This window comes from Exilibacterium tricleocarpae, from assembly GCF_007004655.1.
GTDB classification, from domain to species: Bacteria; Pseudomonadota; Gammaproteobacteria; order Pseudomonadales; family Cellvibrionaceae; genus Exilibacterium; species Exilibacterium tricleocarpae.
This window is the reverse complement of record NZ_ML660089.1, coordinates 242600-261905: the sequence shown is the minus strand read 5'-3', so window position 1 is coordinate 261905 and position 19306 is coordinate 242600. Positions and strand designations below refer to the sequence as shown.

At 59.5% G+C, this 19306-nt stretch carries 12 protein-coding genes; 1 reads left to right on the top strand and 11 read right to left on the bottom strand.

Translation table 11 applies throughout. The features are described 5' to 3' along the window. Positions 1-6: 6 nt before the first annotated feature. From pseF to FKG94_RS05625, 7 genes are all read right to left on the bottom strand, one after another. The gene (gene pseF / locus FKG94_RS05655) at positions 7-741 is read right to left on the bottom strand and encodes a pseudaminic acid cytidylyltransferase (protein WP_142903226.1); all 735 of its coding nucleotides are present in this window, start codon (positions 739-741) and stop codon (positions 7-9) included. Then, the gene (pseC, locus tag FKG94_RS05650; RefSeq protein WP_142903225.1) at positions 738-1886 is read right to left on the bottom strand and encodes a UDP-4-amino-4,6-dideoxy-N-acetyl-beta-L-altrosamine transaminase; all 1149 of its coding nucleotides are present in this window, start codon (positions 1884-1886) and stop codon (positions 738-740) included. Before pseC ends, pseF begins: the two co-directional genes overlap by 4 nt. Continuing rightward, positions 1883-2881: a UDP-N-acetylglucosamine 4,6-dehydratase (inverting) gene (gene pseB / locus FKG94_RS05645; protein WP_142903224.1), complete on the bottom strand. Its 999-nt coding sequence runs from the start codon at positions 2879-2881 to the stop codon at positions 1883-1885. The genes pseC and pseB overlap by 4 nt, the downstream gene beginning before the upstream one ends. Positions 2882-3479: 598 nt before the next feature. Beyond that, complete coding sequence (gene fliD / locus FKG94_RS05640) at positions 3480-5501, bottom strand: flagellar filament capping protein FliD (RefSeq protein WP_246124968.1); 2022 nt, start codon at positions 5499-5501, stop codon at positions 3480-3482. A 108-nt stretch (positions 5502-5609) separates the two neighbouring features. Continuing rightward, entirely contained in the window at positions 5610-5987 is a 378-nt protein-coding gene (locus FKG94_RS05635) for a flagellar protein FlaG (RefSeq protein ID WP_142903222.1), read from the bottom strand. A 68-nt stretch (positions 5988-6055) separates the two neighbouring features. Beyond that, positions 6056-8131, bottom strand: coding sequence for a flagellin N-terminal helical domain-containing protein (locus tag FKG94_RS05630; protein WP_142903221.1), 2076 nt, complete (start codon positions 8129-8131; stop codon positions 6056-6058). Positions 8132-8975: 844 nt separating this feature from the next. Continuing rightward, the gene (locus FKG94_RS05625) at positions 8976-11126 is read right to left on the bottom strand and encodes a flagellin N-terminal helical domain-containing protein (protein ID WP_142903220.1); all 2151 of its coding nucleotides are present in this window, start codon (positions 11124-11126) and stop codon (positions 8976-8978) included. A 418-nt stretch (positions 11127-11544) separates the two neighbouring features. Between FKG94_RS05625 and FKG94_RS05620 the strand changes: the two genes are divergently transcribed. Continuing rightward, positions 11545-11856: a flagellar protein FliT gene (locus FKG94_RS05620; RefSeq protein WP_142903219.1), complete on the top strand. Its 312-nt coding sequence runs from the start codon at positions 11545-11547 to the stop codon at positions 11854-11856. Between the two features lie 249 nt (positions 11857-12105). On the opposite strand, the gene flgL is transcribed toward FKG94_RS05620, so the two are convergent. From flgL to FKG94_RS05600, 4 genes are read right to left on the bottom strand one after another with little or no spacing between them, the layout of a single operon-like run. After that, positions 12106-13704, bottom strand: coding sequence for a flagellar hook-associated protein FlgL (gene flgL / locus FKG94_RS05615; protein WP_142903218.1), 1599 nt, complete (start codon positions 13702-13704; stop codon positions 12106-12108). Positions 13705-13727: 23 nt separating this feature from the next. After that, positions 13728-16913 carry a flagellar hook-associated protein FlgK gene (flgK, locus tag FKG94_RS05610; RefSeq protein WP_142903217.1) on the bottom strand — a complete coding sequence of 1062 codons (3186 nt, stop codon included), beginning with the start codon at positions 16911-16913 and terminating at the stop codon, positions 13728-13730. Continuing rightward, on the bottom strand, positions 16903-18168 hold the full coding sequence (gene flgJ, locus FKG94_RS05605) for a flagellar assembly peptidoglycan hydrolase FlgJ (protein WP_142903216.1): 1266 nt from the start codon (positions 18166-18168) through the stop codon (positions 16903-16905). Before flgJ ends, flgK begins: the two co-directional genes overlap by 11 nt. Positions 18169-18186: 18 nt before the next feature. Continuing rightward, positions 18187-19296: a flagellar basal body P-ring protein FlgI gene (locus FKG94_RS05600; RefSeq protein ID WP_246124979.1), complete on the bottom strand. Its 1110-nt coding sequence runs from the start codon at positions 19294-19296 to the stop codon at positions 18187-18189. Positions 19297-19306 lie beyond the last annotated feature (10 nt).

Genomic DNA, 19306 nt, shown 5'->3' with positions numbered 1-19306 from the left:
GAACGATCAACCCCGACTCTCTGCCCGCTGTCGGGCGGTCTGTTGTGACTGCCCGTGCAGATGCTGCAGCGCATAAAGTTTTTCAGCCATCGCCCAGTCCTCCGGAGTATCGATGTCCTGCACCCGATCGCGGGGCACTACCACGCCGACGGCGCGGGGCGAGAATATATCCATCTCTTCGAGATAGGCCGCGCGGGTGCCCCAATAGAACTGTCCGGCGTCGTGGTAAGCCTCCGGCAGGTCCTGGGAACGGCTGTAAATATGCTGCGGGTACAGCGGCCTGATACGGCCGTTAGCGTCGCGGGTTATGGCACGTTGGACAGGAAAGGGAAAGCTGGTGATGGAAAACGCAAAGGCGGCACCGGACTCGTGCAGCATTGCCAAGCCGCGCTGTAAATCCTCCACCTGCAACAGCGGTGCAGTTGCATACAGACAACAGGCGATATCGATATCGACGCCGTCCTGTTCGAGCCGCTCCACCGCATGTTTGATCACGGCGTTGGTGGCACAGTGGTCATCGGACAGGTACGGCGGTCGCACAAACGGCACTTCGGCACCCGCGGCCAGGGCGACCGCGCTGATCTCGCGGCAGTCGGTGGAGACGACAACCCGATCAAACAGGCCCGAGTTGATGGCCAGCTCTATCGAATAGGTAATGATAGGTTTACCGCAAAACGCTTTGATATTTTTCCCCGCAATACGCTTGCTGCCGCCGCGTGCGGGAATGATTGCCACCTTCACAGCAGCGCCTCGCGCAGGCAGGCGACGACCTGGTCCTGCTGGTCCGCCGTCAGCGCCGGATAGAGCGGCAAGGTCAGGGCGCCGCCGTAATAGGCCTCGGCATTGATAAAATCGCCCAACCCAAACCCGAAGCGCTGGTAGTCCGGCTGCAGGTGGATCGGAATATAGTGCACATTGACACCGATTCCCCGTTGCCGCAGGTAGTTGAAAACGTTGAGTCGATGGGTGCTGTCCGCCAGTGCTATGGGGTAGATATGCCAGGCCGGGCGGGTCTGCGGCGGCGCCGACGGCAACTGCAACGGCAGCGACTGCAGCAGCACCGCATAACGGTTTGCCAACTCGCAGCGCCGCTCGATCCAGGCCGGTAACCTGTCCAGCTGTGCCAGACCCAGGGCCGCCTGGATATCGGTCATGCGGTAGTTGTAGCCGAGCATCTGCTGCTCGTAATACCAGTCACCCTGGGCCGGGCGGTTAAAGTCGGCGGGGTCGCGGGTAATACCGTGACTGCACAGCTTGCGCATGGCGGCGGCCAGCCGCGGGTCGTTGCAAACCGCCATACCGCCTTCGCCGGTGGTCAGGGTTTTGACCGGATGGAAACTGAATACGGTGATATCGCTGTGCCGGCACGCGCCGACGGCACAGTCGCCGTAACGGCTGCCGAGGGCGTGGGCGGCATCTTCGAGAATGCGAAAACCAAAGGTTTCGGCCAGCGCCGCCAGCGCCGGCATATCACAGGGCACGCCGGCAAAGTGCACGGGTACCACGACTTTCGGTAACCGCCCTGCGCGCCTGGCCCGGTGGAGCTTGTCCTCCAGCGCCGCCACGCTGATAGTGCGGGTGGCGGGATCGATATCGACAAAATCGACCCGCGCCCCGCAATAGCGGGCACAGTTGGCCGAGGCGACAAATGAAAGGGGACTGGTCCAGAGCCAGTCGCCCGCCCCCAGCCCCAGGGCGCGACAGGCGAGATGTAACGCCGCGGTGCCGCTGGAGGCGGCGACACCGTACTCGGCACCGCAATAGGCGGCGAGATGTTGTTCAAAGCGGGGCACCGCCGGCCCCTGGGTCAACCAATCGGAGCGCAGCACCGCCACCACCGCGGCGATATCGGCCTCGTCGATCGTCTGGCGTCCGTAGGGAATCATATATCAGCCTGGGCATGCAGCGCCCTGATGTCCTCGATGTCGAGAAAGTGGGGGTTGTCGCCGGAGTTATAACTGAAGCCCTGCGGCACCGGCTCACCGCCTTCCTCCAGGGCGTTGATTTCGTAGCGCACCGTACCCCGAAACATTTGAATCGTCGGCGTAATCACATAGTGGTCGGGAAACGCCAGAGTCAGGTGGGAATCGTCGCGGGGGCACATGGTTTCGTGGAGCTTTTCGCCGGGCCGGATACCGGTGACGGCAGTGGGTATCCCCGGCGCCACCGCCTCGGCCAAGTCCGTGATGCGCACCGAGGGTATCTTGGGTACGAATATCTCCCCGCCCTTCATGCGCGAGAAGTTCTTCAACACAAAGTCCACCCCCCGCTGCAGGGTGATCCAAAAGCGGGTCATCTTGGCGTCGGTGATAGGGATTTGCTCACACCCCTCGGCCACCAGCTTTTTGAAAAAAGGCACTACCGATCCGCGCGAACCGACCACGTTGCCGTAGCGAACCACGGCAAACTGGGTGTGTCCGGCCGCCATATTGTTGGCGGCGACAAACAGTTTGTCGGACGCCAATTTTGTGGCGCCGTACAGGTTTACCGGACACGCCGCCTTGTCGGTGGACAGGGCAATCACTTTCTGGACGCCGGCGGCCAGCGCCGCGCGGATCACATTTTCGGCGCCGTTGATATTGGTGCGGATACACTCGGTGGGGTTGTACTCCGCCGCCGGTACCTGCTTTAGCGCGGCGGCGTGAATGATATAGTCGACCCCGTTACAGGCCTGCATAATGCGCTCTTTATCCCTGACATCCCCGATAAAATAGCGCATTTCCGGTGTGTTGAACTGCTGCTGCATTTCGTATTGCTTGAGTTCGTCGCGGGAAAAAATAATCACTTTGCGGGGCTGGTAGCGCTCCAGCAGAGTCCTGGTGTACTGGCGGCCAAAGGAGCCGGTGCCACCGGTGATAAGGATTACTTTATCGTCAAACATCCCGAACTCCGCATAGATTGACTGCCAAAATCTCGACGCTATGGAGTGCCTTTAACGGCCTCCATCGGGGTTTCAGCACAATCCATGCCATGCGGGTTACGGACTTTTTTGCGAGTTGTCAGCGCAGTGCAAGGTCAGACCAAAATTGGAGCAAAAAGCCGTAGTCCGGGTAGCACGGAGCGGGGTCAGAACAAAAAGCGGGCCTCTAGTGCTTCGACCAATAAAGATTTTCACCCAAAGCGGCTTTTGGTGTTCTTAGCTAACACGGCCTCGATTAAATGTACTGAGGGTAGGTCTGGCTCTGGCTGAAGCCTTCAGAAACGCTCGACAGCAGGGATGCTGTCGGGACCACCAGCAGTAGGCGCCTTAAGCGAAAGTAGGCGCTTTAGGCGAGTCCCCAGGGGTGGAGCGGGAAACAGCGAAGCGCTGCTTCGCCCCGCGGAACGCCCAAAGCCTCTGGCTTTGGGCTGGACCCGCTTGCGGGGGTTCATCGAGGGGACGCCTAGTCCGTGTTTCTGGAGGCTTCAGCCAGAGCCAGACCGATCGATTAGCACATGGTTGCCTAAGAAAGTGTCATTCCCATTAGAGACTCTTAACCTTAATTCCCATTATTAGCATTCAGCAGACTCTCCAACGTGCTCTCCAAAAACGACGCGCTGTCCTGCAGGCTGCGCACGATACTCTCCATCGCGATAAACTGTGCCGTCAGGCGTTCCTGCAACGCCTCGATACGGCGGTCGAGGGTGCGCTGGTCTTCATCGAGACCCTCAATATCGCGATTGATATTGACCTCGCGCGTGTCGATAACACCGGCGCCGGCCAGGAAATTATCGACCAGGCGCGACAACTCGTCGCCAAAGCCGCGGGAGAAATCGACCGTGGCGCTGGTAGCGCCGGGTCTGACCGTTAAGCTGAGTCCGCTCGGATCGGTATTGAGCGCCGGCAACAGGATATTGCCGAAACCGAAACCGGCGACGCCGTCGATGGTGCCCGCCACATCGACACCGCCGGTGGTCGCGGCGGTGGTGGTCAACCCCAGGTCCGTTGCCAGATCGGTATCGGCCGCAGAGATGGAAACGTTGGATTTGGAACCAAAGGCCCGCGAAGTAATGACGAAGTGGTCGGTGTCGAAGACAACGTCCACTTCCGCGCCGTCCGCCTGCAGGGTGGTGTCGGCGTTGATCTGCGACTGTATTTCGGCGGCCAGGGCGTCGGCGTCGGCGTAGACGCCGGTGGACAGGGTCACCAGTTCCGAGGCAGTGCCGTCGACGGTGATATTGAAGCTGTAACTTTTGCCGGTGGTATCGAGCGGAAAACCCGCCGCCACGGCGTCGCCGGTCAAAAAGCCCTTGGCAGCGTCGGCGGTGATCACCACATCGTAGTTGCCCGGTGTCGTTAAATCGCTGAAACTGTTGACGATGATAAGGTCCGAAGAAGAGGCCGTGGCCGGCGCAAACAGACCTTTTACCAGATCGTAGTTGGTGGCAACGGCCTCGCTGAATTCTGCTTCGTTGATACTCAGAGTTCCATCGAGTTCCGTGCGAATACCGACATTGGTCAGGCTGGTAAAATCCGCGGCCAGGCCGGGAATGGGATTGGCAATCAGCGCGCGAATCTCCGCCGGTATGGATTTCGCCAGCGGGTCGTTGCGCAGGCTGCCGAAATTGTCCTGTTCCGCATCGAAGCCGATCAAGGGCTCGATCGCCTCTAAAAAGCCGTTATAAGCGTCGATAAAATCACGGACGACCGTCTCGCCCGCCGACTTGTCTTCAAAGATGCTGACATTGATAATTTCGCCCGGCGCCGCCTTGCCGAGGGTAAACGCAAAACCGTCTACCAGGTCGTCGACGATATTGCTCTCGCGGTTGACCGTCAGGCCGTTGACGGTGATTTCCGCATCGGCGCCGGCCTGGTTTTGGCTGAGCTGTTGGCCGGCTTCGTTAAACGCAAACCGCGACAGATCGCTGGCGTCGGTGTCGGAGGGACTGCCGCCGTCCTCCGCCACCACGATTTCGAGCTGGTTTTTCGCACCTGAGGGCGCAGTAACCAGCAACTGATAAGTACCGCCGTCCTGGATCACGCTGGCCTGGACACCGAAGTCCGCGGCGTTGATGGCATTGGCCAGCCCGCTCAGGGAATTATTGCTGTCATCGATGGTGATGGTCTGGGCGTTTTTGCTGGCGTCGACGCTGAAGGTGGTCAGCCCCCCGTCCCACTCACCGAAGCGAAACGTCAGGGTACCCTTGCCCACCGCGTCGGTGGGATCGCTAAACGTGGTAGAGGACAGGGACTGGGCACTGGCGATGGCCGTCACCTCAAACGCGTAGTCCCCGGGCAGGGTGTCGGCATCGAGGGTGCTGGGTACCAGCGCGTCACTGTCGGTAAAGGAGGCACTTTTCGAATTGAAGGTTTCGCTGTCGGCAACCAGCCGAGCGGCGTCTTGCAGCGTCGATAAGGCACTGCGCAACAAACCGTAGTCGGATATTTGGGCTTCGAATTTTTCGCGCTTGCCGTCGAGCCGTTCCTGGGCGGGCGCTTTTTCAACCTCGACCAGTTGCTCGACCAGCGCCAGGGTATCGATTCCCGATCCGGCACCCAGTGCGTTGACGATGTTCTGCATGACGACGACCTCCCGGCAGCTACAGGGACTGCTGATGTAAAAAAACATGCCCCGGGGGACACGCCTTTTTACTCCCCTTATCGCTCCAACCGGAGGATACCAATCAGCTTATCCGTGGGCATTAACCAAATGAATCGGTTCATTATTTTTCAAGTTCCGTGCCAAACGCAGGAAAATATCCTCCGGAATCTGACGAATTAAATCTCCCGATTCACGATCAACCACACGGATCACCGTACGGCCCGAGTCGTCATCGACGCTGAACAGCAGATCGCGGCTAACCTTTTGTACATACCGGTTTATATCCGCAACCGCCTCATTGAGGTCTAACTTCACATCCTCTGCCGGCCTGCTGACAGGCTGGCTCTGGCTCGGTACCGGCAACTCCTTGCCGCCCTGCGCCTTGCCGGTGTCGATAGACCCCTTCGATGAAGCAGGCCTGGCGGTCGCTTGCGCCAGTAACTGTGTCGGTCTCACTTCATTCATTGGGTAAACCTCTCACTCCCGGTTGGGGACCGAAGCCCCGCAACCTCAGGAGAAGACTATCTCGGCCGCTACTGAAGTAGCGACAATACCTGCTGCGGCCGGGCATTGGCCTGGGCCAGAATCGCCGAGGACGCCTGCTGCAGCACCTGCGCCCGACTCAAGGCCGCGGTTTCCGCGGCAAAGTCGGCATCGAGAATCCGCGAGCGCGCCGCCGAGCTGTTCTCCGACACGTTGGAGAGGTTGGAGATAGTGAAGTCGAGTCGGTTGTTGATCGCACCCAAGTCCGAACGGATACTGTTGATGGTGCCGAGGGCATTATCGATCACATCGATCGCCTTTTGCGCATTGGCCTGGCTGTCGACACTGATCGACGCCACCGAGGTACCGAAGGAGGCGCCGCCGAGCGTATTGGCTTCCACCAGGCCCAGCCGCGCGGCGTCGGTGTTATCACCCAGTTCGATGCTGATCGGATTGCCGGTGGTGCTGGTCAGTTTCAAACCGGCCTGGACAGCCAGTGAGATGGTCCCGCCCGATGCCAGCGTAGTTGTCGATGTAGTAAAAGCACCGCCGCTGGCGATAAAGACCCGGGTGAAATCCTGAATACCGGTAGTGGTACCGACCAGCGTGTTGGCAGCGGTCGAGGCGGTACCCAGGTTAATAGCACCCTGGTCGGACTCCAGCAGCAACCGGGTACCGAGCACCCGCGCTGTGACACCGGTCTGATCCGTGGCGTCGTTGAACGCCGCCGCCAGCGTGGCACTGTCGGTGATGGTGGCACCACCCAGGTCAATATTGAGGCCGTTGATGTTGATATTGTCCCGGGTACCGTCAATCTCGCTGAACAACACACCGGTCAAGTCGACGGTTACCTGCGCAAAGGCATTGGCGGTGACGCCGGTCTGCTCGCTGACATTATTGATCGCGGCAATCTTGCCCACCAGGCTGTCGGTATCGTCGTTGTCAATAGCCACGCCATTGATCGACAGCTCGCCTACCTGCAACGACTCATTGGCGCCATTAGAGTTCTGCACCAGCCCCACCCCGGTAATGACGCCGGCGGAGGTCGACTCGCGAAAACCCAGGTTCTGCAGGTCTGCGAGCGTACCGGTGGAACCCCGTTCAATGGTAATCGGGTCGCCGCTATCGGAATTGAGAATAATCCTGGCCCGGTCGGTGGTATCGCCGATGCCGGTCACACTGTTGGCATCGGTCAGGGCGATTTGCTGCGCATCTTGCGCTGCCAGACTCAACTGTCCGTTATCATCGATCGCTGCCCTGACAATGCCGTTGGTATCGGCATTGATCTTATCGGCCAGGTCCTGCAGCGATTCGGTCTCACCGGCGATAATAAACGTCTGGGCGTTGCCGACATTGTCGGTGACCGCGATGGTGACCGTCTGGGTGGCCGACAGCACGCCGGTGCCCACCGATGAACCGTTGAGTTCCACCAGTGAAGAGGCAGTGACGCCATTGATATTGGTATCGATGTTATCCAGCAAGTCCTGCAAGGTGTTGGTGGAATCGAACGCGCCCACCGCCTGGCCGTTGATCAACACATCGTTCTCATTCAACGCGATGGCAGTCAGGTTGGCGGCGATCTCTCCGCCGATAACATCGGCGCTCTGGGAGCCGAGCCCCAGGGTCTGGGAATCCACCGCCTGCACCTCAAAGCCGATGGTCTGATTGGCCTGGGCACCGATCTGCAGATCGACCTGACCCAATTGGCCGTCGAGCAGCGCCTGGCCGTTAAAGCTGGTGGTCTCGGCGATCCGGTCCAGTTCCGCAATCAACTGCTGCACCTCCGCATCGAGGGTGGCGCGGCCGGCATCGTCGAAAATGCCGTTGGCTGACTGAATCGCCAGCTCCCGCATCCGTTGCAGAATGTTGGTACTTTCAGCGAGCGCACCCTCGGCGGTCTGGATCAGTGAAATACCGTCGTTGGCATTGCGCACCGCCTGGTTGAGGCCGCGTATCTGCGAGGTGAGGCGGTTGGAGATGGCCAGACCGGCAGCATCATCCGCCGCCTTGTTGATGCGCTTGCCTGAAGACAGGCGCTCCGAGGCACGGTCAAGCTCCGCACCTGAACTCACAAGCTGGCGCTGTGCATTCAGCGAAGGCACGTTGGTATTGATAAATAACGGCATATCTTCCTCCTAACAAACTGTTAGTCGTTAGTTAATTCTCGTTCGCCAGACACAGCCAGCTCGAAATTTGGGGCCATTGCCCGCACGGGCCGCAGCGCTCCTTGGGGATAACTATCGACCGGCGCGGAGATTACTTTAGGGGGATATACGCTTGTGCAGGGGCCGGAGCCGTGTCTCGGCTCGCCCTTAAGATGTTGAAACTGTTGTATAAATTTTTTTGTTGGGGGTTTTGCTCTCTATTGATAACTTTATTTTATATAGCTGTCGGCCAGTCACCGCTGCGGCGGGTGCTGCAGTAGGGTCTAGCGAGAATGGCACTTATTTAAATAAATATGTGCCAACCGATCGGTCTGACTCTGGCTGAAGCCTTCAGAAACACGTCGTAAACCCATCCATGGGGACTTCCCGACAGCATCCCTGCTGTCGAGAGTTTCTGAAGGCTTCAGCCAGAGCCAGACCTACCTTCAGTGCGCTCAATCGAGATCGATGCGATTGGAACGAGGATCGACAAACTGCTGCAAATACTTTTAATAAGGTACCAACTAATATCTTGACCAGAAAACATTTTCACCTCGATGGCACTGAGGTCTCGATCTGGGCACAGCCCTTCGGGACCTTCGCCAGCAGGGATGCTGGCGCAGAGCCTACAGGGGTGAAGCGGGCATCAGCGAAGCACTGCTTCGCCCCGCGGAACGACCGAAATCTATGATTTCGGGCCGGGCCCGCTTGCGGGTATTCACGGCGTGTCCCGAAGGGCTGTGCCCAGATCGAGACCGTGCCAGCTAAGAAGATCAAAACCCATATTGGGTGAAAATCTTTATTGGTCGAAGCACTAGGTCCGACTCTAATTATTAAGCAACTGCAATACCTGCTGCGTCTGCGCATTGGCCTGGGCCAACATCGCCTGCGACGCCTGCTGCAACACCTGTGCCCGCGACAGTTGCGCCGTCTCAGCGGCAAAGTCCGCATCGAGGATACGGGAGCGGGCCGCGGCGGTATTTTCCGACACGTTCATCAGGTTGGAGATGGTGAAATCCAACCGATTGTTAACCGCACCCAACTGTGACCTGACATCGTTGATGGTATCCAGAGCGCGGTCGACGACAGCGAGGGCGCGCTGGGCATTGCCCGCGGTATCGACACTGACCGACTTGAGCGCCGTGCCGAAAGAACCGCCGGCAACCGTATTGGCCTCCACCAGGCCCAGGCGGGCAACATCGGCATTGTCACCGAGTTCGATACTGATCGGGTTGCCGTTGGTGCTGGAAAGCTTCAGCCCCGCCTGCACCGCCACCCCGGTGGTACCACCCGAAGACAGCGTGGTAGTCGAGGTGGTAAAAGTGCCGCCGCTGGCGACAAAGACCCGGGTAATATCCTGCAGTCCCGTGGTGGTGCCGACCAGGGTGTTGGCCGCGGTCGAGGCCGCCGCTATATTGATGGCGCCCTGATCGGACTCCAGCACCAGCCGCGTACCCAGCACCCGCGCCGTAACGCCGGTCTGATCGGTGGCGTCGTTGATCGCCGAGGCCAGGGTTGAGCTGTCAGTGATGGTGGAGCCGGCCAGATCGATATTCAAGCCGTTGATATTGACATTGTCGCGGGTGGCGGTAATGGTGCTGAACAGTACGCCGGTCAAGTCCAGCGTCGCCTGCGCAAAGGCGTTGGCGGTGACGCCGGTCTGGTCACTGGCCCGGTTGATGGCATCGATTTTTCCAATCAGGCTGTCGGTATTGTCATTGTCAATCACGACGTCGTTGATCGTCAGTTCACCGACCAATAGCGCCTCATTGGCGCCGTTGGAATTCTGCACCAGACCGACACCGTTGACGACACCGGCCGTTTCGTTTTCCCGGAAGCCCAGGTTATTCAGATCGGCCAGGGTGCCGGTGGCGCCGCGCTCAATGGTAATCGGATCATTGTGTTCGGAGCGCAACACGACCTGCCCCTCGGCGGTATCCGACTGCGCGGTGCCGCCGGTGTCGAGTAAATCCAGGCCCGTAGCCTGTTCGACAATGGTGGCGGCGGCATCGGACGACGTGCCGGCCGCATCGATGGCGGTTACCAGCACCGTAGAGCCGGCGTCGTTGGAGATCACCAACTGGCCGCTGTCGTCCCGGCTGGCACTGACCACACCGCCGGTCACCGTATTGATCTTCTCGATCAGTTCGTCCATGCTCTCGGTGTCGGTGATATTGAAAATGTTGTTGCCACTGCCGTCGGCCGACTGTACGGTAATTCTCAACGTATTGCCGTTTTCCAGCACACCGTCACCAACGGTGCCGCCCTCCAGGGACGTAAAGCCCGATGCCTCGACGCCGAGCACATTCTCGTTGATGTTGTCGATCAAATCCTGGAAGGTATCGATGGAACCGGTAAAGTCACCGATACTCTGGCCGTTGATGAGTATATCGCCGTCGTCCAGCGCCAGGGTCGACAGGCTGGCGGTTACCTCGGCACCCAGTAAATCCACCGACGTGGACCCCATACCCAGGGTGCGGGCGTCCATTGCCTGAATCGAAATCTCGATGGTTTCATTGGCATTGGAGCCGACCTGCAGCTCCACCTCGCCGAGACTGCCGTCGAGCAGTTTCTGCCCGTTAAACGTCGTGGTATCGGAAATCCGATCCAACTCGGCAATCAACTGTTGCACCTCCGCGTCCAGCGTCGCCCGGTTCTCATCGTTGTAGATGCCGTTGGCGGATTGAATCGCCAGCTCGCGTATACGCTGCAAAATATTGGTGGTTTCATCCAGCGCACCCTCGGCGGTCTGGATCAGGGAAATACCGTCGCTGGCATTTCGAATCGCCTGGTTGAGACCGCGAATCTGCGACGTCATTCGATTGGTGATGGCCAGGCCGGCGGCGTCGTCCGCGGCCGTGTTGATACGCTTACCGGAAGACAAGCGCTCCATAGCGGTCATCATATCATCACCGGACTTCACCAACTGACGCTGGGCGTTGAGTGAAGCCACATTGGTGTTAATTACTAATGGCATAACTTATCTCCTGTTACTGCCAAACCTGGCCAGTACAACTGTTGCATCGACACGGCGACTGTGACTGCTGTGGCGTCGGGCCGCGGCTTACCTGGGTTAAAGCAACCAGTGTGCCAGGTAAACAAGATATCCTTAGCCCTTTGTTTTTATTGGTATTTTTTTCTAAATTCAGCCCTGGTTTGAAAACCTGCCGGAAAAAAAATAACCGCTGGGGCAAAAGCGGCAAGCGGGGGTGCAAAAACTTGCCGCTTTTGCCGGGCTGCCGTATCAGGTGTTTGCCGGGTACTATCCCCCGATAAAACAGCGGATGTGTTCCGCGCTTTATTCCGCTATGCTTACAAACGATTTACCGCGCAACTGATCGCACTGTTGATTGCACTTTTCACTGCTCTCTTTAATAAGTACAGGAAGCATCACTTTGTCCGACAGCCAACGCCAGCAGATTGCCAAAGCCGTCAGCCTGAGCCGGGCCATGCTGAAAGCGGCACAACGGGAGCAGTGGGAAGACTTCAGTGAACTGGACCGGGCGCGCGGCAAATTATTTGAGGCCGCACTGGCACCGGCCATCCCCGCTGCAATCCACGAATTCGCCATTCAGTCCGTACAACAGATACAGGCGTTGGATGCCCGTATTCTACCCTTGGCCGAGGCCGGTAAAGCGGTGATGGGTACCAGCCTGGCGGCGCTGCGCAAAGGGAAAAAAGCCTCGGCTTTATATGCGCCGAAATAGTCGGGGGTCAGATAATTCTGCTTAACCAAAGCGGCAAGTAAACTAAAAGACCAGGGACGTGTCGGTGCAGGGTGTTTTTCAGCCCCACACCTGAATCTCATCCCAGAAGTGGGGCGTAGTAGCAAGCAGTACACGGCGGCAGAAGTCCCATTATCGGAAGGCTTAAAAATACCCTGTACCGGCGCCGCCCGTGTCGGGTGGCACTCCCCTGCTCATAGCCCCGGACACCCAGGCTCCATCAACCAAAACCTACAACCGGCTAAACAAAGTCAACTGACTGACCCGCAAAAAACTCGCCTGCGCCGCCTCCAGTATCAACGTCTGTGCGGACAGGCGGCTGGCGGCTTCAGCGTAATCCAGGTCCTGTAAGTCGGAGAGTATCTCCCGACTCACCAGCTCCGTATCCAGGTGCAGTTCGCGGGTGCTTTCGATGGTATTGGCGCGGGCCCCCAACTGCGAGGTGACCTCGAGGATATTGGTTTGCGCGCTGGCCAGATTGGCCAGCGTCGAGGCCACCACGCTCGACACCAGGTCGGCGCCGTCCTGCGAGCCGTCGTAGCGTCGCATGGCATCGCTAAAACGCGCCAGCGTAGTCAGCAGGCCCTGGTTATCGGCCGACTCCACAAACAACTGATCGCCATGGGTCGCCAGCTGCCCGTCCACCGCGCTGGTGCCTGCCAAGGTTGCGAGCCCGGTAACGGCATCGACATTCGCGTCGCCGCCACTGATCGAAAAATTAATCCCCGCCGGCATCTGCAAACCGCCGGCATCGGCTGTCATACCCAGGTTGGCCAGCTTCGCCGCATTGCCATTAGCGGCGCTGTTCAAGTTAGCGGCGAGATCAGCGACACTGGTGAGATTGGCATCGAGCACCAGCGTTTCGGTACGGCCGGCAACCGTGATATCGAAGGTGCTGTTGATCGCCGAAAAATCGACCGGAAAGGCTACCACCGTATCGGCGCCAAACGCGCGTGTCGCCGCCGTGGCCGCCGTGCCGGAGACCGGACTGCCGACCACGCGAAAAGAGACGCCGCGGTAGACCAAATCCTCCCCGGACACATAAGGTCGATTGGCCTCGATCACTTTTCCCGTAGAACGCTCGGTAACCGTAAAATTCTTATCCGGCGGCGTTAGCGCGGTGTCGGCATTGAACGAAATGACGATATCCTCCGGATAAAAGTCGTCATAGGCAAGTTGGTCAACCACCTGACCCAGGGTGATCTGCACCGGCGGGTCCGAACGATTGGCCGGACTCGCCTGCGTTTTCACCGTATTGGCGGCGGCGGGTATATCCAGAAAAATCCGCTTGCCCGAATCACTGGCGGCGAGATCGGTGTTATTGGAAATCTGGATAAACATCTGGCCGTCGTCGCCCTGGTAGGAAAACCCCGTCAGCGCATCGCCGGTAAACGCCGGCGTGCGGCTCTTATAGCCGGAGAAAATATAATCGCCGTTGGCATTGCGGGTATTGACCAGATTGAACAGCTCATCCAGGCGCGCATCCACCTCACTGGACAGCGCCAAATATTCATTCTCCGTAAGGCTCGCCGTGTTACCGGCCTGCACGGCAATCTCCTGAATGCGCTGGATCAAGTTGTTGACACTGCTGAGCGTGGACTCCTCCAGGCGCAGATTGTTTTCCGCAATATCGATATTCTTGCCAAACTGGGCCACGCGGGCAATATTCTGGTTCAGTTGCAAAATTTTCGTTGCCGCCACCGGATCATCGGACGGCGTCAGCACCCGCTTGCCGGTGGACAACTGCTCCTGGGTTTTGGCAATGGCCGCGTTGGCCCGGCCGATACTGTTATCGGCGATACCAAATATCTGTAAGGTTGAGATGCGCATGGTGTTCCGGACTAGCCGCCCCGTTAAAAGCTGTTAATCAGCCGGTCGAACAATTCCCGGGCCACAGAGATGGCGCGGGCGTTAGCGGCGTAAATCTGCTCGAAGCGAATCAGGTTGGCCGCCTCTTCATCCAGGTTGACGCCGGAAATCGAGTTGCGCAGGTCGGTAGTTTGTTGCAGCACCTGCTGGGCCGCCTCGGTGTTGATCTGCACCTCATTGGTTCTGATACCCACTTCCTCGACCAGTTTGCCGTAACCGTCGGCAAAGCTCGATACACCGCCGATGGTTTTGGCCTGCTCCAGACCGACCAACTGTATGGCATTGCGGTTGTCGAGCGCAGCGTCCCGGTTGAAATCCAGTGTAAAGGTGTCACCTGCCTGGGGCGTACCGCTGATACCTGCCCGGATGCCCAGGTAGGCGGGCACGGCAAAGTCCGCAGCACTACTGTCGCCAAAGATCAGGCTGTTGGGCGGTAAAGTGGCGAAAGAAAAGTTATCGCTCAAGCTAACATCGAGTCGGCCGCCAACGACTATGGTGGACTCTATGCTGTTGCCGGCACCGGTCAAAGTAACATTGGGGTTGCCGGTGCCATCGCTCACATCGAGCGTCTCGCCGGCCGCGGCGGTTAACGCCACCTGCAAATCGTCACCGGTGGTGGAAAACACGCGCAACTGCGGGCGCCCGGTCACGCTATCCACCGCGCTGATCGCATAGATTCCCGCCGTCTGCAGATTCTCATTGGCATTGATTCGCTCGGCCACATAGTCGTTGAACGCCACCGGGTCCACGGCGGGATCGGGCACCTCGGTGCTGAGCACAGGCGACAAGGTCGCGCTGTCGACCGTGTACTCCAGCAGGTCCTCACCATTGAGATTGAGTTGCAGCGGCGCAGTGCGCGTCACCTGTAAATTGGACAGCTCAATGGTATTGCGGGCGTTGGCGCTGACACCGGTGAGGTTATTGAGGCCATTGGCGATCTGCTTGGCACTGGCGTTGCGCGGGATGACCAGACTCTGGGTCGAGGTGACACCGGTAATCGGATCAGTGCGGGTGATATTGACCACTTCGGTCGGATAACCGTTGATTGCGACACCGGCACCGCTAAGGCCATCGACATCGCCGACAGTGGTGAAAGACGTGCCCTCGATATCGAAACCCAACAGGCTGTTGGCCTGCCCCGCCGGCGCCGCATTGGCACCGCCATCCGGATCGTTGTCGTAGTTTTGCAGGGTGATATCGCCCGAGCCGGGAGTTACCAGGCGCAACGCCAGCGTGCCGTTGTCGGCAATATAGGCGCTGACGCCGGTGCCGGTCAGATCGTTATTGATAGCTGCCACCAGCGCGGCGTTGTCGGCAATGGCCGGCGCGTTGACAGTGACAGTAAAAGTACCGTCATTGGCGCCGCCCAGGGTGTTGCTGACCACCACGTCGAAAGCGAATTGATTAGTCGCCGCGCTGAAGTCGGTGACGCCAAAAGCCGGCGCCGCCGCCGGCGGCGCGGCCGGATTCAACGACGCCTGGCGCACCGCCGCCCTGCCCGCCGGCAGGCCCAGGTTAACGCCGTTCGCCTCAATGGCAGTCTGGCCGACATCGTCACTAAACAACTGGTTTTCAATACCGGCAATATACTGCTGATTGCGAATCGGCGGATTTAACTGCACCGGCTTGCCGGGGTCGGTATTGTCCAGTACCTCGTAAGTGGTGGCCGTGGTAAATCTGACCAACAGCGGCGGGCGCATCTCGCCGGGTGTGGCAAACAGCGGCAGCGGATTGCCGTCCGCGTCATCCAGACGCAACAGCTCGCCGGCGCTGATCGTAGCGCTGCCGGTGTTGCCGATGGCGGCGTCGGTCAGCAACGGGCTGCCAAACGCGATATCCTCGGGGTTGACCAAGGCGGCCGCTATATCGCGCGCGCCATAGCGGGTCGGTTGAATCAGAAAGCGGTCCCCGCCCTGGAAAGTACCGGCCAACAAATTCAAGCGCATACCCTCAAACTCCAGGGTGGCGGGCAGGCTCGCCGGCACCAGGCCGCTTAACACTTCGCGCCCGTCACTCAGGCGGTGCACGCGAAACAGGTTGGTGCCGGGTTCGATACTCAGCTCGTAATTGCTCGACGACACCACCGGCGCGTCGACAATCTCCAGGCTTAACACCTGGTCGGCCGGCGGCGCATTACCGCCGTTGCCCTGCACCCGTTCCAGCGCGGCATTCTGCCCGTTGATATCGGTAAAAAACGGACCGCCGAAGCTGCCGTTCAGATCGATACCCTGGCGGTGCTGCGTATTGAAGGCGTCGGCCAGCACTATGGCGATACGCCCCAGGTCGTTGAACGCCGGGTCCAGCACCTGCTCGCGAAAATCAATCAGGCCGCCGATCTCGCCGCCGTCCAGCAAGTCGGTGATCACTTGATTACCGAGGGGGTCGCGGTAGGCAATATCGCGGTTGACGGTATTTTGCTGCCCATCGACCAGGGCGATGCGCCGGGCTTCGTTGCCGATCACCAGGGGCTGCCCCGATCCCACCAGCACATTGATCTTGCCGCCGCCCTCATCGAAGGTTTGGATATTGACCAGTTCCGCCAACTGCCGCAGTGCTTCGTCGCGCTGGTCGAGCAGGTCGTTCGGGAGATTGTTGTTGCCCGTGCCCTCGGCGTCAGAGATGCGCCGATTCAAATCGGCTATGGCGCTCGACAGGGCATTGACCTTGGTGACGGCAACGGAAAGCTGCTGGTTCAGGCCATCGTTGAGTGTATCGAGCCGCTCGTAAAGGGTGGTAAAACGGTTGGAGAGATTTTGCGCTTCGCTGACAATCAGTTGCCGGGCGGGAATCGAGGTCGGATCATCGGTGCCGTTTTGCAGGGCGGCAAAAAACGATTGCAGTCCCTCCGACAGGCCCGTGGCGGGATCGGACAACAGTGTGTCCAGCTGCCGGATATTGTCGTTGAAAGCGTTGAGCTGGCTGGACAGGGTCGTGTCCAGGCGCAATTGGTCGGTGACAAACTGGTCGGTGATACGTTCGATACCGACGGTGTTGGCGCCGTTGCCGATAAAGCCCGAGCCCGAAAATGAACCCTGGGCGCTGGTGACCAGTGTGCGCTGGCGACTGAACCCGGGCGTATCCGCATTGGCGATGTTGTGGCCGGAGGTACGCAGAGCCTGCTGGCTGATGCGCAGCCCGGTAACACTGACGCCGAGAAAATCACTGGCCATGATCACCGCCTCCATCCGGTTCGCGGGGCTGGGATTCGCGGCCCAGAGGTTCGCGGCGTAAAGGTTCACTGCGCAGAGATTCACCGCGCAGGGATTCACCGCGTAGAGGTTCACCGCGCAGAGATTCACCGCGCAGGGATTCACCGCGTAGAGGTCCGCTGTGCAAAATTCGCAGCACCTTATCGGCATAGGCCGGGTCCGTGGCGTAGCCGGCGTCCTGTAACGCGCGCACAAACTTGTCGGCATCGGCGGTTACACTGAGCGCCTGTCGATAGCGGGCGTTGCCGGACAGAAACGCGACATAATCGTCAAAACTGTCTTGTATATCGCCGTACTGGCGAAACGCTGCGGTTTCCCTGCTGGCAACACCTTGCCGATACTCCAGCGTGGGCACCCGTATCGCGTCTCCACGCCAGCGGGTATCGGCCTTGATATTAAACAGGTTGTGGCTGCTGTGCCCATTACCGTCGTGAATCACATGCCGGCCCCAGCCGGTTTCGAGCGCCGCCTGGGCAATCAACACGCCGGCGTCCACGCCCAGTTTAGCGGCGGCCCGGCGGGCATGGGGATATACCTGCGCCACAAAACCGTCGCGGTCTGCCGCAATCGACTGCTTGTCACCAAGGCTGACGCGGCGCACAGGCGCGACAGCGGGTGATGACGGCGGTGTCGATGCGGGCGGTGACGACACCGCGGGTGATAACAGTGGCGACGCTGGTGACGACGGCGTTGATACTGGCTTTGGCGATGGCTGTGACGAAGCCGGTAACGATGATGATGCCGGCGGTGACGGCACCGGTGATAATGGCGGCGGTGATGCCGGTAACGATGACGATGCCGGCAATACCGGCGCCGGGCGTAACTGTTGTTGCAGAGGACCGGCCACCTGCGTGTCGGCATCGTCGCCATAGGTCCGCAAAAGCTGCCGGTAAAGCGACTCGGCCAGGCCAAGACGCGAGCCCTTGCCAATATGCAACGCCAACTGCGAATCGAGCATATCCCGATGCAGTTGCACGGCCGAGCTGTTGAGCGGGTTGTCCTGTTCAAACACGGCGTTGGCCGCACGCATGGACTTCATCATCATATGTAAAAACATCGATTCAAATTGCCCGGCCAGTTCCCGCATGGCCCGCTCGCGTTTTTCCCCGTCCATCTGTTTCAGGTGCTGCAAGCTGTTGAGATCGGTATAGACGTCCTGCGCCTGCAACCCGGCGAGGCGGGTTTGCGAGGCGGCGAGGTTGTGGCTGGCAAGCATGTCCGATCACTCCCGCGTCTATATCACCATGAGTTCGGCTTTCAACGCACCCGCCTGGCGCAGGGCCTCGAGTATCGCCATCAGATCGCCGGGGGCGGCTCCCACCTGGTTGACCGCGCGCACGATTTCATCGAGGGTGGGGCCCGGCGCCAGTTTAAACATCGGGTTGATCGCCTCCTCGGCAGCGACTTCGGTTCTCGGCACCACCACAGTGGCGCCGTCCGCCAGGGCACCCGGTTGACTGACGTCGATGCTTTCGGAAACCGTCACCGTCAAACTGCCATGGGTAACCGCCACTGGCGCCACCCGCACATGTTGACCGACCACTATGGTGCCGGTACGCGAGTTGATCACCACCCGCGCCGGCGCCATGCCCGGCTCCACTTCGAGGTTTTCCAGCAACGATAGATAATTGACGCGATGGGCCGGGTTTACCGGCGCATCAACAGTTACCGACATGGCGTCGAGCGGCCGTGCGACATCCGGCCCCAGGGTTTGATTGATGACATCGGCGACGCGCCGGGCGGTGGTGAAATCGGCGCGGTGCAGATTCAACACGATGGGTTTGCCGTCGGCAAACCCATTCGCCACGGCCCGCTCCACCATGGCGCCCCCCGGTATGCGCCCGACACTGGGCACATTGACCGTCACTTTGGAACCGTCGGCACCGGCGGCACCAAAACCGCCCACCACCAGGTTGCCCTGGGCCATCGCATAAATATTGCCGTCGAGCCCCTTCAGCGGCGTCATCAACAAACTGCCGCCGCGCAGGCTCTTGGCGTTACCCAGGGAAGACACCGTGATATCGAGGGTTTGGCCGGGTTTGGCAAACGGCGGCAGGTCCGCGTGTACCGCCACTGCCGCCACGTTTTTCAACTGGACCCGCGCATCCTCCGGAATCGCGATATCGAACTGTTTCAGCATGCTGATAAAACTTTGCAGGGTAAACGGCGTCTGGGTGGTTTGGTCGCCGGTGCCGTCGAGTCCCACCACCAATCCATAACCGATCAGTTGGTTGGTTCTCACTCCCGCCACACCGGCGATATCTTTAATGCGCTCGGCTGCGGCCGGTACCGGACTCCAGCTCAAACCGAACACCAGGTAGAGACAAAGTAAACGCCGCATCATTCGCACCATG

Coding starts and splice junctions, on each gene's coding strand:
- fliD (WP_246124968.1), bottom strand. CDS start 5,501: ATGCAGAACATCGTCAACGCACTGGGTGCCGGATCGGGAATCGATACC.
- FKG94_RS05635 (WP_142903222.1), bottom strand. CDS start 5,987: ATGAATGAAGTGAGACCGACACAGTTACTGGCGCAAGCGACCGCCAGG.
- flgJ (WP_142903216.1), bottom strand. CDS start 18,168: ATGCTTGCCAGCCACAACCTCGCCGCCTCGCAAACCCGCCTCGCCGGG.
- flgL (WP_142903218.1), bottom strand. CDS start 13,704: ATGCGCATCTCAACCTTACAGATATTTGGTATCGCCGATAACAGTATC.
- FKG94_RS05625 (WP_142903220.1), bottom strand. CDS start 11,126: ATGCCATTAGTAATTAACACCAATGTGGCTTCACTCAACGCCCAGCGT.
- flgK (WP_142903217.1), bottom strand. CDS start 16,913: ATGGCCAGTGATTTTCTCGGCGTCAGTGTTACCGGGCTGCGCATCAGC.
- pseB (WP_142903224.1), bottom strand. CDS start 2,881: ATGTTTGACGATAAAGTAATCCTTATCACCGGTGGCACCGGCTCCTTT.
- FKG94_RS05630 (WP_142903221.1), bottom strand. CDS start 8,131: ATGCCGTTATTTATCAATACCAACGTGCCTTCGCTGAATGCACAGCGC.
- FKG94_RS05600 (WP_246124979.1), bottom strand. CDS start 19,296: ATGATGCGGCGTTTACTTTGTCTCTACCTGGTGTTCGGTTTGAGCTGG.
- pseC (WP_142903225.1), bottom strand. CDS start 1,886: ATGATTCCCTACGGACGCCAGACGATCGACGAGGCCGATATCGCCGCG.